The sequence below is a fragment of the Nitrincola sp. A-D6 genome (genome assembly GCF_000764495.1).
GTDB lineage: Bacteria > Pseudomonadota > Gammaproteobacteria > Pseudomonadales > Balneatricaceae > Nitrincola.
In genome coordinates this window covers 1-17,098 of the sequence record NZ_JRLB01000117.1, presented here as the reverse complement: position 1 = coordinate 17,098, position 17,098 = coordinate 1, and the positions used below count along the sequence as shown (strand labels likewise).

The 17,098-nt window shown below is 47.6% G+C and carries 17 protein-coding genes, 2 rRNA genes and 2 pseudogenes; 11 read left to right on the top strand and 10 right to left on the bottom strand.

Features of this window, described 5'->3' with window-relative positions; all coding sequences use genetic code 11:
- Positions 1-11 precede the first annotated feature (11 nt).
- The 6 genes and pseudogenes from LH51_RS18480 to LH51_RS24995 form a co-directional block, all read right to left on the bottom strand.
- Positions 12-440 carry a TIGR01244 family sulfur transferase gene (locus LH51_RS18480; protein ID WP_052063955.1) on the bottom strand — a complete coding sequence of 143 codons (429 nt, stop codon included), beginning with the start codon at positions 438-440 and terminating at the stop codon, positions 12-14.
- Between the two features lie 39 nt (positions 441-479).
- The gene (locus LH51_RS18475; protein ID WP_036525125.1) at positions 480-1,085 is read right to left on the bottom strand and encodes an ABC-type transport auxiliary lipoprotein family protein; all 606 of its coding nucleotides are present in this window, start codon (positions 1,083-1,085) and stop codon (positions 480-482) included.
- A complete protein-coding gene (locus tag LH51_RS18470) occupies positions 1,082-1,981 on the bottom strand; it encodes an MlaD family protein (protein ID WP_036525122.1) in 900 nt (299 codons plus the stop codon). Before LH51_RS18470 ends, LH51_RS18475 begins: the two co-directional genes overlap by 4 nt.
- Positions 1,978-2,205, bottom strand: a complete 228-nt coding sequence (locus LH51_RS23205; protein ID WP_235263828.1) for a hypothetical protein — start codon at positions 2,203-2,205, stop codon at positions 1,978-1,980. The genes LH51_RS18470 and LH51_RS23205 overlap by 4 nt, the downstream gene beginning before the upstream one ends.
- Positions 2,206-2,234: 29 nt before the next feature.
- On the bottom strand, positions 2,235-2,759 hold the full coding sequence (locus tag LH51_RS18465; protein WP_235263827.1) for an ABC transporter ATP-binding protein: 525 nt from the start codon (positions 2,757-2,759) through the stop codon (positions 2,235-2,237).
- Positions 2,760-2,764: 5 nt separating this feature from the next.
- Positions 2,765-3,422 (bottom strand): annotated as a pseudogene (locus LH51_RS24995) (MlaE family ABC transporter permease).
- Positions 3,423-4,047: 625 nt separating this feature from the next.
- Between LH51_RS24995 and dacB the strand changes: the two are divergent.
- From dacB to LH51_RS18425, 8 genes and pseudogenes are all read left to right on the top strand, one after another.
- Entirely contained in the window at positions 4,048-5,250 is a 1,203-nt protein-coding gene (gene dacB / locus LH51_RS18455) for a D-alanyl-D-alanine carboxypeptidase/D-alanyl-D-alanine endopeptidase (protein WP_327125603.1), read from the top strand.
- Entirely contained in the window at positions 5,241-5,423 is a 183-nt protein-coding gene (locus tag LH51_RS21755; RefSeq protein ID WP_200882067.1) for a hypothetical protein, read from the top strand. Before dacB ends, LH51_RS21755 begins: the two co-directional genes overlap by 10 nt.
- 68 nt (positions 5,424-5,491) lie before the next feature.
- On the top strand, positions 5,492-7,591 hold the full coding sequence (locus tag LH51_RS18450) for a TonB-dependent receptor plug domain-containing protein (RefSeq protein ID WP_036525120.1): 2,100 nt from the start codon (positions 5,492-5,494) through the stop codon (positions 7,589-7,591).
- Between the two features lie 39 nt (positions 7,592-7,630).
- Positions 7,631-9,487 carry a TonB-dependent receptor plug domain-containing protein gene (locus LH51_RS18445; RefSeq protein WP_036525117.1) on the top strand — a complete coding sequence of 619 codons (1,857 nt, stop codon included), beginning with the start codon at positions 7,631-7,633 and terminating at the stop codon, positions 9,485-9,487.
- Positions 9,488-9,830: 343 nt separating this feature from the next.
- The gene (locus LH51_RS18435; RefSeq protein WP_036525112.1) at positions 9,831-10,712 is read left to right on the top strand and encodes an ABC transporter substrate-binding protein; all 882 of its coding nucleotides are present in this window, start codon (positions 9,831-9,833) and stop codon (positions 10,710-10,712) included.
- Complete coding sequence (locus tag LH51_RS18430) at positions 10,712-11,209, top strand: hypothetical protein (protein ID WP_036525109.1); 498 nt, start codon at positions 10,712-10,714, stop codon at positions 11,207-11,209. The genes LH51_RS18435 and LH51_RS18430 overlap by 1 nt, the downstream gene beginning before the upstream one ends.
- 17 nt (positions 11,210-11,226) lie before the next feature.
- A pseudogene (locus LH51_RS24990) lies at positions 11,227-11,421 on the top strand (HAMP domain-containing protein); the annotation flags it as partial.
- 24 nt (positions 11,422-11,445) lie between these two features.
- Positions 11,446-13,326 (top strand): hybrid sensor histidine kinase/response regulator, encoded by a 1,881-nt coding sequence (locus tag LH51_RS18425; RefSeq protein ID WP_144244332.1) that lies wholly within the window; start codon positions 11,446-11,448, stop codon positions 13,324-13,326.
- A gap of 5 nt (positions 13,327-13,331) precedes the next feature.
- Here LH51_RS18425 and LH51_RS18420 read toward each other — a convergent pair whose 3' ends face one another.
- Positions 13,332-13,706, bottom strand: a complete 375-nt coding sequence (locus tag LH51_RS18420) for a hypothetical protein (RefSeq protein ID WP_036525105.1) — start codon at positions 13,704-13,706, stop codon at positions 13,332-13,334.
- Positions 13,706-14,182, bottom strand: a complete 477-nt coding sequence (locus LH51_RS18415; protein WP_036525104.1) for a DUF2489 domain-containing protein — start codon at positions 14,180-14,182, stop codon at positions 13,706-13,708. Before LH51_RS18415 ends, LH51_RS18420 begins: the two co-directional genes overlap by 1 nt.
- A gap of 344 nt (positions 14,183-14,526) precedes the next feature.
- Here LH51_RS18415 and LH51_RS18410 point away from each other — a divergent pair, with 344 nt between their 5' ends.
- From LH51_RS18410 to LH51_RS18405, 3 genes are all read left to right on the top strand, one after another.
- A complete protein-coding gene (locus LH51_RS18410; protein WP_200882066.1) occupies positions 14,527-15,084 on the top strand; it encodes a Crp/Fnr family transcriptional regulator in 558 nt (185 codons plus the stop codon).
- Between the two features lie 8 nt (positions 15,085-15,092).
- Entirely contained in the window at positions 15,093-15,191 is a 99-nt protein-coding gene (locus tag LH51_RS21750; RefSeq protein WP_200882065.1) for a hypothetical protein, read from the top strand.
- Between the two features lie 67 nt (positions 15,192-15,258).
- Complete coding sequence (locus LH51_RS18405; RefSeq protein WP_036525103.1) at positions 15,259-15,441, top strand: YgaP family membrane protein; 183 nt, start codon at positions 15,259-15,261, stop codon at positions 15,439-15,441.
- 131 nt (positions 15,442-15,572) lie between these two features.
- On the opposite strand, the gene rrf is transcribed toward LH51_RS18405, so the two are convergent.
- Together rrf and LH51_RS18395 are read right to left on the bottom strand one after the other, a co-directional pair.
- Positions 15,573-15,688: ribosomal RNA gene (gene rrf, locus LH51_RS18400) — 5S ribosomal RNA — on the bottom strand.
- A 143-nt stretch (positions 15,689-15,831) separates the two neighbouring features.
- A 23S ribosomal RNA gene (locus LH51_RS18395) occupies positions 15,832-17,098 on the bottom strand; the annotation flags it as partial.

The following is a 17,098-nucleotide window of genomic DNA, read 5'->3' as shown; positions in this document are numbered from 1 at the left end:
GCTCCTGACCTTCAATCGGTTAAACGCTTAAAAAAATCTGGCATGTCATAGCCTGCCTGCTGCAACGCCAACACCAACTTATCACCGCTTACCCTGTGCCGCTGACTTAGCGCCCAGAGCATGCCACAGCGGGCTCCAGAGCGACAAAAAGCCACCACAGGCTCAGCAGATTGATCGAGTATACGACCAAACTCATCACCCTGCTCATCCCTTACCTGACCAGAAATTACTGGCTGATCAATCCACTGCATACCCAGACTTTCAGCCAATGTCTGTAATTCAGCCGTACGTGGTTGCCCAGGCTCTTCCTGATCAGGACGATTACATATTAATGTTTTCACCCCGGCATCAGCCAGCGCCCGAACATCATCGGCAGTCAACTGCCCTGCTGTACTTAATGACTCAGTCAGTTGACGCATAGGGGGTAAAGGCTGTGACATCAGCTAGCTCCAATAAAATAACAATTAAATATCAATAAACTATAGTTCAAGATACGGCTCCACGCGATCACCCAGCTCAACTAACCATTTTCCCAACCAAACCTGTCCAGCAGCAGCCAGGCCCTGGGCACTGACCTCTGGCAAGGCTTCGGATTGCTGCCACTGCCAACTGACCACTGGCTGGCCATTGGCCCGAATAAGATCGGCATGAATAACAACCAGCAAGCGCTGGGAGGTTTGATCCAGGTGCCACTGATGCAGGTTAATGCGTAAACGATAATTGCCCTCAACACCCGGCTGATCAGTAAGAACATTCACGCCCTCCAACTGACCACTGAGATAATCAGCCGCAATCCTCTCAATCTGTTCTGGTAGCGGTTCCGTCCAGATATGGTCACGAAAAGGCGTCAGTTGATGCTGGCCGGTCTGATACCACAGTGCCCGGCTACTTAAAGCTGTAGTGGCCTTGGGCATCTCCAGAATCAGGCTACCTCGTTGTGCTGACCAGATGGTTTCAGCCGTACGTTCGCCTGTATTTACTGGCATCAATTGCAACTGTACAGGTGCCGGCCCTTTTTCAGGGAGAATAGAGCAGCCAGTTAGTAACACCAGCAGGAGTAACATCGGCCATGTAAGTATTTTCATTTTTGCTCTCCGGGTCCTGCGGGTATTTGCCCGGGACCTCTAATCAATATATCGCCATCACGCATCAGTGTTTCTGTTAATGCCCGGGTTTCCTTTAGGACTGGTGCCAACTCACGAGCTAACACCTGACTGTCGCGTGACATGGCACCCAATTGTCGATTGGTCTCGCCGAAAGTTTCAGCCAGGAGTTCACGAAAAGCCTCCAACTCATCCGGGAAGGATTCACTCTGCTGCACCAATGACTCTGATAATCGAGTCATGGATTTAGCCAACGTGTCCCAGGCCACTGGATCCAGTTGCTGCAACTGTTGTTCAGCCGTTTGCGACAAACTGGCCACGGCCGTCATCACTCCACTGAGTTGTGCGCGCATTTGTTCATCGCTCAACTGACTCAAATGATGGGTCAGTTGAGTCAGATTATCTGACAACTGATTAAACTTATTCAAAGTTTCATTCAGTGCCTCGGTGATTTGTAGCAATCTGGAGGCCTGACTTTGAATCACAGCAGGGTCTTTATTCGAGGTTTCCAATAAGGGTGAATTCACATCGCCACTGCGTATTTCCACATACAGCAGTCCGGTTATGCCCTGATTCTGCAGTGATGCTATCGAACCTTCACGAATAGGAACATCTGGATCGATACGCAGTTCAAGACGCACACGCCCCTCTTGCTCTCGATCCAGTGCAATATGCTCTACCACACCGACAGGAACCCCCAAAAAGCGCACGGTGGCACGTTCATTAAGCCCTGCAACCGACTCGGAAAAATAGGTGATATACGTTTGCCGTTGTACCTGTCGGTCATCTTTTGTCATTAAAGCCAGCATCGCGACACCCGCTAATACCAACAGCACAACAAAGGCCCCGACCAGCGTATAGTTTATCCGAGGATTCATGTTGTAGACTCCAGTCTGATAGCAGCACGCTTTGCACGGTTATTAGCAAAATAGGCTTTAATTACGGGATGATCATCCTTTACAAGCTTTTCTATGGGCTGTTTGGCCAACACTTTTTTATCACCTAAAAAAGCCACTTGATCGGTAACCCGCCAGATTGAATCAAGATCATGTGTAACCAGAATAAGTGTCAGATTCAACGAGGCATGGAGCTCAAGCAGCATATCATCAAAGGCTGATGCACCGGCCGGATCTAACCCAGCGGTGGCTCATCCAGCAGCAGTAAGGCAGGGTCCAATGCCAATGCACGTGCAACAGCCGCGCGCTTGAGCATACCACCGCTCAATGACTGCGGATAGAGATGGGCTGCCTGCTCAGGCAGCCCGGTCAATCGCAGCTTCAGCATTGCCAGCTCTTCCAATAAGGTTTGTGATAAGCGCTGATACTCACGCAGTGGTAACATTATATTTTCTAATACCGTCAGACTGGAAAATAGTGCTCCCTGCTGAAACATCATACCGATCTGCTTACGCAAATCAGCCAGGCCCTGACCACTGAGCTGAGTGACTGGCTGACCAAACAGCATGATTTCACCTGCATCAGGCTCCCGCAGCAAGGCAATCTCACTCAGCAATACCGACTTACCCGTGCCACTCCCCCCCACCAGCGCCACACGCTCACCTTCGTAGATAGTCATATCGAGCTGTTCATGTACAACATGCTCGGCAAAGCGGGTAGATATAGCTTGCAACTCAACAATTTTATTACGTTCCAGCATATCCATTACCAACCTAATTGCGCAAACAATATAGAAAACAGCGCATCGACAATAATGACCAGGAAAATACTCTGTACAACACTGCGAGTGGTACGATGTCCAACAGCCTCAGCACCACCCTTAGCAAGAAACCCTGCATACAGCCCACATGGACAATCAACAAAGCAAACACAGGCGCCTTGATCAAGCCCACCCAAAAATGGATTGGGTCAACGGTAGAGCCAAAACGCTGAATAAACTCGATAGCACTTAAATCCAGCTGCAAAGAGGCAACTAACATCCCACCCCCACACCAGCAAGCATCGACAAAATAGTCAACAGGGGCATCACCAGAATCAACCCCAGCAACTTAGGCAAAACCAACCAGGCAAAGGGGTCTTGGCCAAGACTTTTCAAAGCCACTACTTCCTGGTTCATCTGCATCGTCGCCAGTTGTGCGGCGTAGGCTGATCCAGAACGCCCTGCAACAATAATGGCACAGATCAAGGGTGCCAGCTCACGCAGCATGATCAGCGAGATCAGCTCAACTACAAAAATATTAGCGCCGTAGGTAGCTAACTGCAGCCCACCCTGGAAAGCAATCACGCCCCCAACAAGCAAGGCCAGCAAGGCAATAATCGGCACAGCATTTAGTCCATCACGCTGCACAACATCCAGCAACATTTTAGTTTTTAACTGACGTGGGTGCTTGATCAGACTAAACAGCAACACACTCAACTGACCGGCGAAATCTAACAACTGCCGTGCATGCACAACAAGGTGCAACGTCTGTTGCCCCAAGCTGGCCAATGGATTCAGGCGTTTATCACTGCCTGGGACATCGGCCAGGCGCCCTTTTATCAGCGTCAGTAATCGGATTTGCTCCTGTGTCAAACCGGGAGGCCAAGCTTCAGAATCCGGGCCTAGCAGCTCCAGAAGCAACACCGCACCATTGGTATCAAGCGCAAGGATATCCACTTCAGTCAGTGGTAACTGATGCCCAAGTTGAAGCAACAGCTGCTGCTGCTTCAAAAACAGCGTCGTCCAGCTGCCGACTATCCGAACAGAGTCGCCCGAACGGATTATCTTTGGTATTTCAGATTGTTTACTCATGCACGGAGACTCCTCAACTGACTGCATAGTAACAGAACATGTGAATTTCAGTCAGCGCTTCTAATAATACCTTGTGTATACGAGCTGCTTTGCCATAATGCACACATGATTTTTCTCTGGAGCGTAAAAATGCGGGTGTTACAATCTTCAACCTTAATCCTGCTGGCCTGTACGCTGTCGTTAGCATTACTGAGCACTGCCAGCAGTAGCACAACTACCGACCAGCCTGAATCAAGTCATTGACTCTCAGCGCTTACCTGCTGATTCAATGGGTATTTGGGTACAGCAAACCGACAGTAACACCCCGTTAGTTGCCCACAATACGGATCGACTATTTAACCCGGCATCAACTATCAAACTGGCTACTTCCTTGGCTGCCTTGCTTGAGCTTGGGCCTGCCTACACCTGGCGAACAGATATACGCGCGACTGCAGCCATTGAAAATGGCGTGCTACGCGGTGACCTGATTATCCGGGGCACAGGTGATCCGGGGGCTGTCAGTGAAGAACACTGGCGCATGTTAAGAGATCTGCAGCGCATGACCGGCCTAAAACGTATTGAAGGTAACGTCATTCTGGATGCCAGTTACTATATGCTGCCACCGGGTGATACCGGTGAATTTGATGGCCAGCCCTACCGGGCTTACAACCAGCTTCCCTATGCGCTGCATGTCAACTCTAACGCTATTCGTTTTCACATATTGCCAGATGGAAACACTCTTCGTATAGAAGCTGAGCCACCGCTCCCCGGTCTGCACATTGAGAATAACCTCACACCTGCAAATAATGGTAGCTGCGACGCATGGCAACGAGGTGTGCGTTATGATGTTGGCGAAAACCGGGTTACATTCAGTGGCAGTTATCCGGTGAGCTGCGGTAACTACGAACTGTTACGCACCGCCGTAGCACCTGACTTTAATGCTGCAGAGCTTTTCCGGCTGCACTGGGCACAATGGGGCGGTGAACTCACAGGGCAGGTGCTAAGCCACTATGGTGCACCACTGGCGTATGAACAAAGGTTGATGACCCACATCTCCAGACCGCTTGCCGATTTGATTCGTGTTTCTAATAAATGGAGTCACAATGTCATGACTCGGCATATGGCGTTAACGCTTGGCGCTCACAAGATGGGAGAACCGGCCACAATAGAGAAAGCACGCGTCGCGCTGATCGAGGTGCTGTCATCCGCCGGTGTAGAGACTAACGGTATGTTTATCGACAATGGCTCAGGCCTTAGCCGCCACGCACGTATTACACCAACACAGCTTGGGCAGATTCTTCAAGTCGGCTGGAACAGCCCCAGACGCCCCGAATTTCTCTCATCACTATCTATTTCAGGCATAGATGGGACTACCCGCCGCCAATACCGTAACGAGGCAAAATCTGGCAGATGCACCTAAAAACCGGCCTGCTCAATCAGGTGTCAGCTATTGCCGGGTATGTCCGCAACCAATGTAATCAAGATGTTATGGTGGTTCTGCTGATCAATCATCCTGAAGCACACCAGGGTCACGGCACACGCATGCAGCAGAATTTACTCGACTGGGTATACAAAACCGGGCAGTGTGATTAAGGAACTGGCATAATATGCCAAAGTACGAATAAATACTGCAACCCCTCGGTTATGGGCGAACCCAGTTAATGCAGCATCAAAAAATTAACAGTATAGCGGCACTTCTGACCGGGTTAGCGGGTGTACTTCACGCCGCAGCTTTAACAGCCGACATATCGCACCTGGATGAAACAGCGTTTTTGATCGATATACCCATGGTCACTTCAGCCACACGTATGTCTCAACATCAAAGTGATGCACCCGTATCCATGACGGTCATAGACCGCGCCACCATCACAGCATCCGGCGCCCAGACGGTTCCGGATCTGCTACGCCTGGTACCGGGATTTCAGGTAGCACATGTCAACAGCAACAAATACGCCGCCACCTACCACGGACACAGTGATGACTTCCCTCGCCGCCTTGAGGTGATGATTGATGGGCGTTCGGTTTATATGCCGCTCATATCATCTCCTGACTGGACCTCTCTAGCACTTCACTTAGATGATATAGAGCGTATAGAAGTCATTCGAGGATCTAACACAGCCACACAAGGCTCCAATGCGTTTATGGGTGCCATTAATATCATTACCCGGCATCCCGCGACTGAAGCCAGGGCTTCTGCATCTATAACACTGGGTTCACTGGATACAGCTAATAGCAATCTACGTTTTAGTGACAATACCTCTATGGGGCATTATCGGCTCTCAGCAGGGCATGAAAAAAATACTGGCAGTAAACGATTTAATGATGGAGCCAAACGAGACTATTTGAGCTTCAGTGGCAGTTTTGCCCCAACCTTAAGAGATCAGATTGATATCAGAGTGGGTGTAGATCGTGGTCATACTACAATTGGCTCTTTAAAAGGTGAAACATACAGGAGTGTAGTCACACCGGAGCGCGCATATCGATCAGACTTCCAACATATCTTCTGGGAACATACTATTAACCCAAACCTAACCTTTGAATTAACAGGATATAGAAATCAATTAAGTTTATCTGAAGACTCTCCAACAATTGATGATATTTTTAAAAATCAATTCAAATATAATATTTATAAAGATTGGCTAGCAAACCCCGCCAAATATGCTTTAGAAGAGGCAGGTTTTCAGGAAATTCTTAATAGCAATCCTAGCCTAAAACTTTTGAGTGAGAATGGTGCGACACGCCAAGAAGATTTTCAGTTTTCAATCACACACCAACAAAGCCAAATATCGACATCAGCAGGGCTTGGCTACCGACGGGATACGGGTAAAGGAGACACTCTCTTTGATCAAGGTGACGTACATTCGACACGCTTCAGGCTTTTTGCTAATAGTGTTATTATTCCAAATCAAGCCTATACAATCAATTTAGGCGCTATGCATGAAAAAGAAGAGTCAGGCCCAGGCGCGACGTCTGGCCGAGCAGGTCTAAGTCTACATATTACTCAAGACCTAACCTTACGCTATGGTGTAAGCAGCAGCGAACGCTTACCTTCTTTACATGAACGCTACAGTCAATCAACCATTTATCTCACACCCGATAAAAGTCAAATATTTGATGCTATTAGCAGGCCAAATCCAGACCTAAAACCTGAGCGCATGCTGAGTCATGAAGCTGGATTACTATATAAGTTCAGATCACTACCCGGTTATTTCGACCTGCGCGTTTTTAATGAGCGTATCACTAATGGAATAGCTACCTATAGACATCCATTTTATGATGAACATGAAATGAGTGGCCGGACAATCCGTGTGAGTGAAAATCTTGCAGAATGGCAAAACCAGGGCGCTGAATTTCAGTTAAAACTTCAACCCTCTGATGCTTTCTGGTTTCTGTTAAACTATGCCTACGTCAATAATACAGCCAAAAGCTTTGCAATAACGTCTACCCGAGAGTTCAACCGCAGTGAACTCGCACCCCGCCACAGCGCCTCTCTGCTTCTAAATTGGCAACCACGTCCGGACATTAACCTGAGTGCCGGTCACTACTTTGTCGATCAGATGCATTGGCTTGAGGGTGATACTCGGGAGGCCTACAACCGCACCGATCTGCGTGCTGCAAAACACTGGGCGCTAAACTCACAAACACAAGCGGAACTGTCACTGAGCATTCAGAACGCCTTTGGCCCTACTTATCAGGAGTTCTACGACTATCACGACTTTGAGCGTCGTTTTTTTGTGCAGTTTCGTTTAAAATATCACTAGATTTTCGATCTAACCGGAACCTATTGTGGATGGACCCGCATGCTACAACCTTTAATCGCATCTAAATCAGCAGCACCAATTCCTGAGCATGACGTAACTAAACGCCCTGGCAAGCCATTTCCCGCCAGCGTTATCCTGATGTATTTGTTAGGGATGAGTACTCTGGCACATTCCAACGCTCAGCCTTTATTCGATGAAGCAGATTTTCTGGCTGATATTCCGGTTGTCACTGCTGCCAGCCGACTAAGTCAGAATCTTCATAACACCCCGGCTTCAGTAACGCTACTGGATCGCGCCACCATTTCGGCATCCGGCGCTCAAACGCTACCAGATCTGTTACGTCTGGTACCTGGTTTTCAGGTATTTCACGTCAACATGAACAAGTATGGTGCCAGTTACCACGGCATGAACGATGAGTTTCCCAATCAACTGGAAGTGATGGTCAATGGACGCTCAGTCTATTTGCCACTCCTTTCCACTGTGATATGGACCTCACTTGGATTAAGTCCCGAAGATATCGAGCGGGTGGAGATAGTCAGGGGCTCCAATGCGGCCACGCACGGCTCCAATGCTTTCATGGGTGCTATAAATTTTATTACCCGGCACCCGGCATCCGAAGCCAAAATTACCGCTGCAGGCACGCTGGGATCAAAGCAAACACAAAGTGCACATCTACGCTACAGCGGTGAATCCCAAAATGCTTTTTACAGAATAAGTGCAAGTCATGAATCCAATGCGGGTAGCCAAGGCTTCAGTGACAGCGCTCAACGACAATACCTTAACACTGACTTGAGTTTTGCTCCCAGCCTGCTGGATACGGTTAACCTGCATTTTGGTATCGATCAGGGTCATACACATATAGGCTACCTCTACCCCTACCATCGTTTTCCTGATAACCAGCACTATATTAGCCGCTCTGATTACCAGGCTAACTATCAGCAGATTAATTGGTCACACTTACTCACTGCAGAGTCTACGCTACATATCAACGCATACCGTAACTACCTGAAACTCAATGAGTCACGTCCCACTGCAAAGGATGTTTTAACCTACTATCTGCCGCCCGGACTGCAAACCCAACCTATAGCAGAAGAGCTATTACAACTAAATCCAGAATTCAGGGGTTATCGGGAGCATGGCGAAACTCATGTTATTGACACCGAAGTGGCATTTGAAACCCGTAGCCCCGGCTTTAGCAGCTTTACTGGTCTAGGGTTACGCCGGGATACAGCCAGCAGTCCGGTCTTACTGCAGCAACAAGACAGCAGAGCCCGACGCTACCGTCTGTTTCACAGTAACGAATTCCAACTCAGCTCAAAGCTCCTGGCCAATCTCGGCATTATGCATGAAGTGCAGGCTGGCGGTGCCAAAGCCACTTCTACTCGCGCAGCTATTAACCGACAGATAACTGACAATACCAGTCTTCGCATTGGCTACAGCCATAGTGAACGCCTACCCTCATTGCTGGAGCAAAAGGGCAACTACCGAATTGAATTCCCGGCAGGTCAGTTCATCGCGATTGACCGCTATAATCCACACTTGGGTTCCGAACGTATCCGAAGCTGGGAAGTAGGTGTATTGCACAACCTGTCCCCTTTGAATGGCTACCTTGACTTGCGTTTTTTTCACGAACGTATATCTGATGCAATTGTCAATGTAAAGCAAACCGATGGTGCCGGTATGAAAATGAACCGTGGCTATTGGCGGAATCAAGGTGTCGAAGCACAGTTAAAATTACAACCCAATGATCGATTATGGTTAATTATTAACTATAGTTACCTTGATAACCGTGCAGGCAACTGGGATCAGGGAAATCAACAGGAAGCTATAGGCATTTTCCAGGCGGACAACTTGCACCCAGACACACTCTGTCAGCACTGCTTAACTGGCAACTGACAGAAGAGATCAATCTCAGTAGTACCTATTATGCTATGGATCAGGTACGGTGGCGCGCAAGTTATGGGACACTGACTCCACAGGAATCTTATCAACGTGTTGACTTGAAACTGACTAGAGAATGGAATATTGCCTCGCAAAAAATGGAACTAGCTGCCATCATTCAAAACGCAATCCACGGCAGCTATAAATCCTTCTATCAGGATAATGAGTTTGAACGCAGAGCCTTTTTGCAATTCAGACTGACAATGGACTAACGGCGGACAGGATGTGTAGGGAAAGACCAAAATTCATATTAGCTAGTTCAGCCCGCTACTTTGTAGGCGCCCTACTACTTTGTCTATTGTCTTTAGCCTCTTTTCACGCACATTCAAAAACCCTGACAATACTTCTGAGTGATCGGCATCATGTCTATCAGGAGTTCGCAAACGCCATACACACCGAAGCCTTCCCTGAGCACCAAATATTGACTCTGGGCGAGTTCGACAACAATAAGGGCCCTATACCTGAGCTGATCCTGGCGATAGGTGCGCGTGCTTGTGAAGCCGCTCTTCGCGCTATACACCAAGACAGTGACATTGTTTATTGCACCTTCTTACCATCTCAAACCTTTCAGCAAATGTTTGCTCAATACCGATCCAGCGCCACGGCACAGACTGTCAAGGTTACCGCAACGTTTATGGACCAGCCTTTACAGCGCCAAATATATCTCGCTCGGCTTATCGCGCCTGGAGCAAGGTCAATTGGCACAGTCTTTGGCAGTAACTCGGTATATCAGCAACAAGCTTTTGAAACGCTGAGTCTTGCTGCCGGTTTTGAAGCACAACATGCATTCCTGGACGAACGGCAAAATCCGGTTCAGGTACTTACACCCTTAATACAACGCAGTGACATTTTTCTATCACTGCCTGATAGTGCTGGTTTCAATCGCAACGTAACTCGTTGGTCACTCTATATCACTCTAAGGAACCGGGTTCCGTTAATTGGATTCTCAGCCAGCTATGCCAAAGCGGGTGCTGTTGTATCCATGTATACAACAACAGAACAACTGGCACAGCAAACCAGTCAGGTACTGAATCAGTTAATCACTACTGATATCATACCTGAACCGGCCTATCCCCATGAGTTTACGCTAAAGATTAACCAATCGGCCGCCAGAACCCTCAGACTTGAATTACCTGACGAGGAACTCCTGAGCAAGCGTCTGACTGAGGTACATCCCTGATGCCACAGTTTAATTCTGACATACGCCAGCGCGTACTTTTCCTGTCCTTGATTCCGATGCTGATCATTACCTGCATACTCGGATTTTTCTTCACTTATACACAACTAAATCATGCGCGTAGCGGTTTGCTTGAAAAAGGGCAGGAGTTGAGCGAACTGCTCTCTGCAGCTGCTGAATTTGGCATTCTAAGTAACAATGCAGCAGAACTGCGGCCATTAAGCCACCACTTAATGCAGAACCCTCTGGTAATCGATGTTGTGTTCATGGATCAGGATTTCAACATCATTTATCGGGAAAACACCTTTGAACTGGCAGTGAGCTCTCCTCCAGAGCCCTCTAGTTTGATTGATAAACACTGGTACTTCAGTCACCCGGTTAGGCCAGCGCCTATTCGTACAGACAACGTACCAGAGCTCTTTGCTGAACAAACAGCTGCTGAAACTGTAGGCTGGGTAACACTAATATTCTCAGATGAGCCATACGAGAACAACAACTAGTCATTATTCGTAATAGCTTGTTTATTATATTCAGCGGATTTTTAATCACCTTTTCTCTATCCAGTTACTTTGGTCGCAAAATTAGCCAACCAGTAAAACAGTTATCCAGCATTATTACACAACTCAGACGAGGGCATCTCGGCGTCAGAGCGCCGACCAGCCAAACGACTGAATTCAATCAGCTCGCGGAAGGTATCAATGATCTGGCAAAATCACTGGAACAATCCAACCGGCATATGGAAACACGGATCACACAGGCTACACAGGCCTTATCTGTAAGCCTCCAGGAACTAGAACGTAAAAACCATCAGCTTATGCGTGCGCATGAAAAAGCTGACTCAGCAAACCGGGCTAAAGATGCCTTTCTTGCACGTATGAGTCATGAACTCCGTACTCCACTGACATCAGTAATCGGCTTTACACGGATGATACAAGAGGGCAGTGGCGAACAGGAGCGGGCACATTATCTAAAAATCATAGATCATACCTCACAAATGCTACTAACACTCATAGATGACCTACTGGATTTTACCCGTTTGGAGTCCGACGCACTTGAGCTTGAAACAATCGAATTTCATCCAGAGCAACTGATTCATCAGGCTCTTGAGATGCAGGCCCCCGCAGCACACACCAAAGGACTTGAACTGATTTTTAGTGGGGGTTTCAACTTACCGGTTCATTTATCTGGTGATCCAACACGTATTCGTCAGATCATAACCAACCTAATCGGTAATGCCATCAAGTTCACTAAAACAGGGCATATTGTATTACATACTGACTATCATTCTGATACCCAGACACTAACCCTCAGTGTTACCGATACCGGCATAGGAATTTCAGCAGACTACAAGAACAAAATGTTTGAGTCCTTTACCCAAGCTGATAACAGTATCAGTCGCAAATACGGTGGCTCTGGATTAGGCCTGGCTATAGTCTATCGTTTGGTAAAACTTATGCATGGCGAGATTGAAGTACACAGTGAGCCAGATAAAGGAACAACATTTATCATTAATCTACCACTGATGACTGAAACTGAGCTATTTAGCATGGATTTGATTGATGATTTTTCAATCAAAATGGAGTCAGATGAATACTCAATTGTAGTTGTTGAAAGAAATGCTGCCTCCAGAAAGAGCCTTTTACACCTGCTTGAGCACTATGGGTACCACTGCCGCGTAAGTGAGCGCCTGGAAGACATTCTTGGTTCAGAAGAAGCTGTTAGCCATATTTTGCTCAGTCATTCTGCTTCTGAACCTGACGCTGAGCTATTACTACGTCAAGCAGAATCACTGCGTCAACGATTCCCAGGTACAAAGCTGATTTTATTACTCCCTGCAAATTTTCGTCGCGATTGCCTGCAAAAGATCAATGCAAATATACTCAATAAGCCGGTTTCGCCAACACAAATACTCGCTGCTTTAGCGAATACTGGACATCAAGACCAGGAAAAAGATTATACAAATTATCAACTAAACAAACTGGAAATTCTGATTGCAGAAGATAATGACTACAATCGTTTACTGATAAAACGCATTTTAAAACAGGCAGGTATCAGTAGCCGTGAAGTTGTCACCGGTGAGCAAGCCATCAAAGCCGTGACTGAAAAAATGCCAGATATTGTGCTCATGGATATCAACATGCCCGATATGGATGGCATAGAAGCCTCACGCCAGATACTCAAGCAACACCCAGATGCTAATATTATCGCATTAACAGCCAATATTTCATCGCGCGAGCAACAACTTCTCAACCAACTTGGTATCAATAAGATACTAATCAAACCCCTTAACATAGAAAAGCTTTATGCTCTACTAAGCACCCTGGATGCGAAAAAGCCAGTCAACAAACTGGATACAGCACCCAAACATAAGCTTGAATTTGAAGAGGAAATAGAGCGTCAATTAAAAGAAATACAATCAGGGATTTATGCTAAAGACTACACAGCTATCGGTCGTAACGCGCATCAGTTACATGGTTTCGCAGGCCTATTTGAGCATCCAGAAATCGAGGACATAGCACAGCAATTACGCAAGGCGGTTATCAGTCAGGATATACGCAAAATATGGAGTGTTTATAATCAGCTAGCAAGGGTAGTTAAGGGGATGAAAAAGCTTTGAAATACTCAAAACTCGCGGATAACCGGGGACTCTTCAATTAGCTTTTCCAACTGATCAATCACCTTATGTAACCGTTGTCGACTTTCACGGTCATAGATATAGCCATTAATGCCCTGACGGGCAGCTGGAATGTCTGCATTGCCTTCATGTATATCAACAATCTGCCGACGAATATCTTCAAGTTCTGGATCATGGCTGATCGGATAACCTATCAACATATCCCAAGCTTGTTCTGAAGTTGTGCGATCTGCCACACCCTTCATTAATTTGAGCACATACTGACGATCTGGCCTGTAGGCAGGTGACCGGCCAAACGCCATAGCTACACCAATCAGCATTAGAAAAAAAGCACTGACAATAAAAACAATGACGAAGTCCATTAGTGTGCCATTTGCTCAAATGGATAATCACGTAATAACTTTGCCGCTGCACGTATTGCTTCAGCATGCTGCTGTTCCAGCGCCTGTAGTTCCTGCTGGTAGTTACGTTTTTCTTCAGCTGAAAGATGCTTCCATGCATCCAGCATCGGAATATGCTCTGTTTTAGCATAGACCAGTTCAATCACTGTCAATTTGTCCTGTTGATGTAGTTGTGGTGACAAGTTATCAAGCAGAACCTTTATCCGGATACAGCCCTCAGCAAGCGGACACTGCTCTTCAAGTATTCCACGAGAAATAATCCGAATACTGTCTATAAGGTAAGTACGCTGCTTAAGCACAGAAGCCGCGTAGGCTTCAGACACTTCTTGATCTTTCTGTTTATGCTGCTTGCTCTTACGCAGCAGGTAAACAATATAAACAAGTAAACCCACACAGGTGAGTGCAAAAGCAGAAATTAACATGTAGGTAACAGTCATAATATCTCTTAACTCCAAGTAGCGAGATAGCATTTTACAGCATTTAAGTACATCCTATCATCGAGGCTATTCAGGAGGCCATGGGCTAGAGGCGCATCATGATACTATCGTGTGGTTCGCTGCGGTTAAATGAATCAAAGAATTCACATTCTCCCAATAAATCGTTCATGAAAAGAATTATTTTTGTATCTATACTGTTTGGTTCTGGCTGTTTTCGGTTTTTTTGGTCGGGCACATATTCTGCATCATCATTACTGGCACAAAAGACGCCATTATGAATGGTTGTCGATTATACCGGAGTCAACAACATGTTCATTTAACCCATTTCTGGCAAGGACTTTTTTATGCGCAAACACCCAGAGTGGCTTAGTCATTTTTCGCAACTAGCCTCTCTTGATAATGATGTTTGGCGACAGGTCGCCAGGGAAGCGCTTTGTATCACGTTACCAGCCGGCGAGATGGTTTTTCGCGAGGGTGAAAACTGCAGTAAATTTCTGCTGGTGATAGAAGGCTCGGTTCGGGTGCAAAAGCTTTCTGAGGGTGGGCGTGAGATTGTTCTCTACCGAGTGGAGGAGGGGCAATCCTGTGTGCTAACCACCGCCTGCATGCTTGGTGGCCAGCCCTATAACGCCGAGGCAATTACCGAAACACAGGTTAAGGCGGTTGCCTTGCCTAACTTAACCTTTCAAAGAGCTTTGCATGGTTCGCAAGGATTTCGTGAGTTTGTGTTCGGTGCCTATGCAGAGCGAGTTACCAGTTTATTGATGCTTATAGATGCCATTGCCTTTGGACGTATTGAACAGCGTCTGGCTACCCACCTGCTCTCAAATATTGATTTGCATGGTGAGCTCTTGCTCACACATCAAGAGCTGGCGCGGGATCTGGCTCCGCCAGGGAGGTGATCAGCCGCATGCTCAAGGAGTTCGAGCGTGGCGGTCTGGTGCAGTTGTCACGTGGCCGAATTTGTGTACGCGATATCGAGGCACTGAAACAGGCGGCTGCTGTGTGATTAAGTCACTGACACTGGATACTGATGAGGATAGATTCAGTATTTCAATCATTAAGGAGTGACTACAATGAAATTCAATGTAGGTGGTATAGATCGTATTCTTCGTATCGTCGTGGGTGTAGCGCTGCTTGGCGCGACGGTCACAGGCTTTCTCCCTGTTTGGGGTTATATCGGTGTTATCCCACTAGTGACTGGCTTGGTTGGTTTTTGTCCGCTCTACCCGATTATCGGTTTTAGCAGCAAAAAATAGTCGTGATGGGGTAATAACCTCCGTTAGCATGCTCTTTGGGTACGTATGGCCCCATGTGCGAGCAGGTCAACTAGCAAATATAATAAAAAAAAGGGCCACCCTGATGGGTGACCCTTTCTTTTATATTAAGTGCCTGGCGATGACCTACTCTCACATGGGGAGACCCCACACTACCATCGGCGATGACGCGTTTCACTACTGAGTTCGGGATGGGATCAGGTGGTTCCACGTCTCTATGGTCGCCAGACAAAACTGGAACAACTCGGACTGCTTTGAAATAGATTGTTTTGTCTTGTAGCGCTACAAGCGTCAACCGCGTAGCGATCATTTGATTCGGTTATTGTTTCGAATCTTGTTACCAGCTCACCAACCAAACGCCTTGGGCGTTATATGGTCAAGCCTCACGAGCCATTAGTACAGGTTAGCTCAACGCCTTACAACGCTTACACACCCTGCCTATCAACGTCCTGGTCTCGGACGACTCTTTAGGGGCCTCAAGGGCCCAGTGAGATCTCATCTTGAAGGGGGCTTCCCGCTTAGATGCTTTCAGCGGTTATCCTGTCCGAACGTAGCTACCCGGCAATGCCACTGGCGTGACAACCGGAACACCAGAGGTTCGTTCACTCCGGTCCTCTCGTACTAGGAGCAACTCTTCTCAAATCTCAAACGCCCACGGCAGATAGGGACCGAACTGTCTCACGACGTTCTAAACCCAGCTCGCGTACCACTTTAAATGGCGAACAGCCATACCCTTGGGACCGGCTTCAGCCCCAGGATGTGATGAGCCGACATCGAGGTGCCAAACACCGCCGTCGATGTGAACTCTTGGGCGGTATCAGCCTGTTATCCCCGGAGTACCTTTTATCCGTTGAGCGATGGCCCTTCCATTCAGAACCACCGGATCACTAGAACCTGCTTTCGCACCTGCTCGACGTGTCTGTCTCGCAGTCAAGCACCCTTCTACTCTTGCGCTCATTGGCTGATTTCCGACCAGCCTGAGGGTACCTTCGTGCTCCTCCGTTACTCTTTGGGAGGAGACCGCCCCAGTCAAACTACCCACCACACAATGTCCTCAATCCAGATAATGGATCTAAGTTAGAACCTCAAAGTTGCCAGGGTGGTATTTCAAGGTTGGCTCCACGCAGACTAGCGTCCACGCTTCTAAGCCTCCCACCTATCCTACACAAACAAATTCAAAGTCCACTGTGAAGCTATAGTAAAGGTTCACGGGGTCTTTCCGTCTAGCCGCGGGTACGCTGCATCTTCACAGCGAGTTCAATTTCACTGAGTCTCGGGTGGAGACAGTGTGGCCATCGTTACGCCATTCGTGCAGGTCGGAACTTACCCGACAAGGAATTTCGCTACCTTAGGACCGTTATAGTTACGGCCGCCGTTTACCGGGGCTTCGATCAAGAGCTTCTCCGAAGATAACCCCATCAATTAACCTTCCGGCACCGGGCAGGCGTCACACCCTATACGTCCACTTTCGTGTTTGCAGAGTGCTGTGTTTTTAATAAACAGTCGCAGCCACCTGGTATCTTCGACCGACAAAAGCTTACGGAGCTAGTCCTTCACCTTCATCGGCGTGCCTTCTCCCGAAGTTACGGCACCATTTTGCCTAGTTCCTTCACCCGAGTTCTCTCAAGCGCCTTGGTAT

Coding starts and splice junctions, on each gene's coding strand:
- LH51_RS18480 (WP_052063955.1), bottom strand. CDS start 440: ATGTCACAGCCTTTACCCCCTATGCGTCAACTGACTGAGTCATTAAGT.
- LH51_RS18475 (WP_036525125.1), bottom strand. CDS start 1,085: ATGAAAATACTTACATGGCCGATGTTACTCCTGCTGGTGTTACTAACT.
- LH51_RS18470 (WP_036525122.1), bottom strand. CDS start 1,981: ATGAATCCTCGGATAAACTATACGCTGGTCGGGGCCTTTGTTGTGCTG.
- LH51_RS23205 (WP_235263828.1), bottom strand. CDS start 2,205: ATGCTGCTTGAGCTCCATGCCTCGTTGAATCTGACACTTATTCTGGTT.
- LH51_RS18465 (WP_235263827.1), bottom strand. CDS start 2,759: ATGCTGGAACGTAATAAAATTGTTGAGTTGCAAGCTATATCTACCCGC.
- LH51_RS21755 (WP_200882067.1), top strand. CDS start 5,241: ATGCACCTAAAAACCGGCCTGCTCAATCAGGTGTCAGCTATTGCCGGG.
- LH51_RS18450 (WP_036525120.1), top strand. CDS start 5,492: ATGCAGCATCAAAAAATTAACAGTATAGCGGCACTTCTGACCGGGTTA.
- LH51_RS18445 (WP_036525117.1), top strand. CDS start 7,631: ATGCTACAACCTTTAATCGCATCTAAATCAGCAGCACCAATTCCTGAG.
- LH51_RS18430 (WP_036525109.1), top strand. CDS start 10,712: ATGCCACAGTTTAATTCTGACATACGCCAGCGCGTACTTTTCCTGTCC.
- LH51_RS18425 (WP_144244332.1), top strand. CDS start 11,446: ATGGAAACACGGATCACACAGGCTACACAGGCCTTATCTGTAAGCCTC.
- LH51_RS18420 (WP_036525105.1), bottom strand. CDS start 13,706: ATGGACTTCGTCATTGTTTTTATTGTCAGTGCTTTTTTTCTAATGCTG.
- LH51_RS18415 (WP_036525104.1), bottom strand. CDS start 14,182: ATGACTGTTACCTACATGTTAATTTCTGCTTTTGCACTCACCTGTGTG.
- LH51_RS18410 (WP_200882066.1), top strand. CDS start 14,527: ATGCGCAAACACCCAGAGTGGCTTAGTCATTTTTCGCAACTAGCCTCT.
- LH51_RS21750 (WP_200882065.1), top strand. CDS start 15,093: ATGCTCAAGGAGTTCGAGCGTGGCGGTCTGGTGCAGTTGTCACGTGGC.
- LH51_RS18405 (WP_036525103.1), top strand. CDS start 15,259: ATGAAATTCAATGTAGGTGGTATAGATCGTATTCTTCGTATCGTCGTG.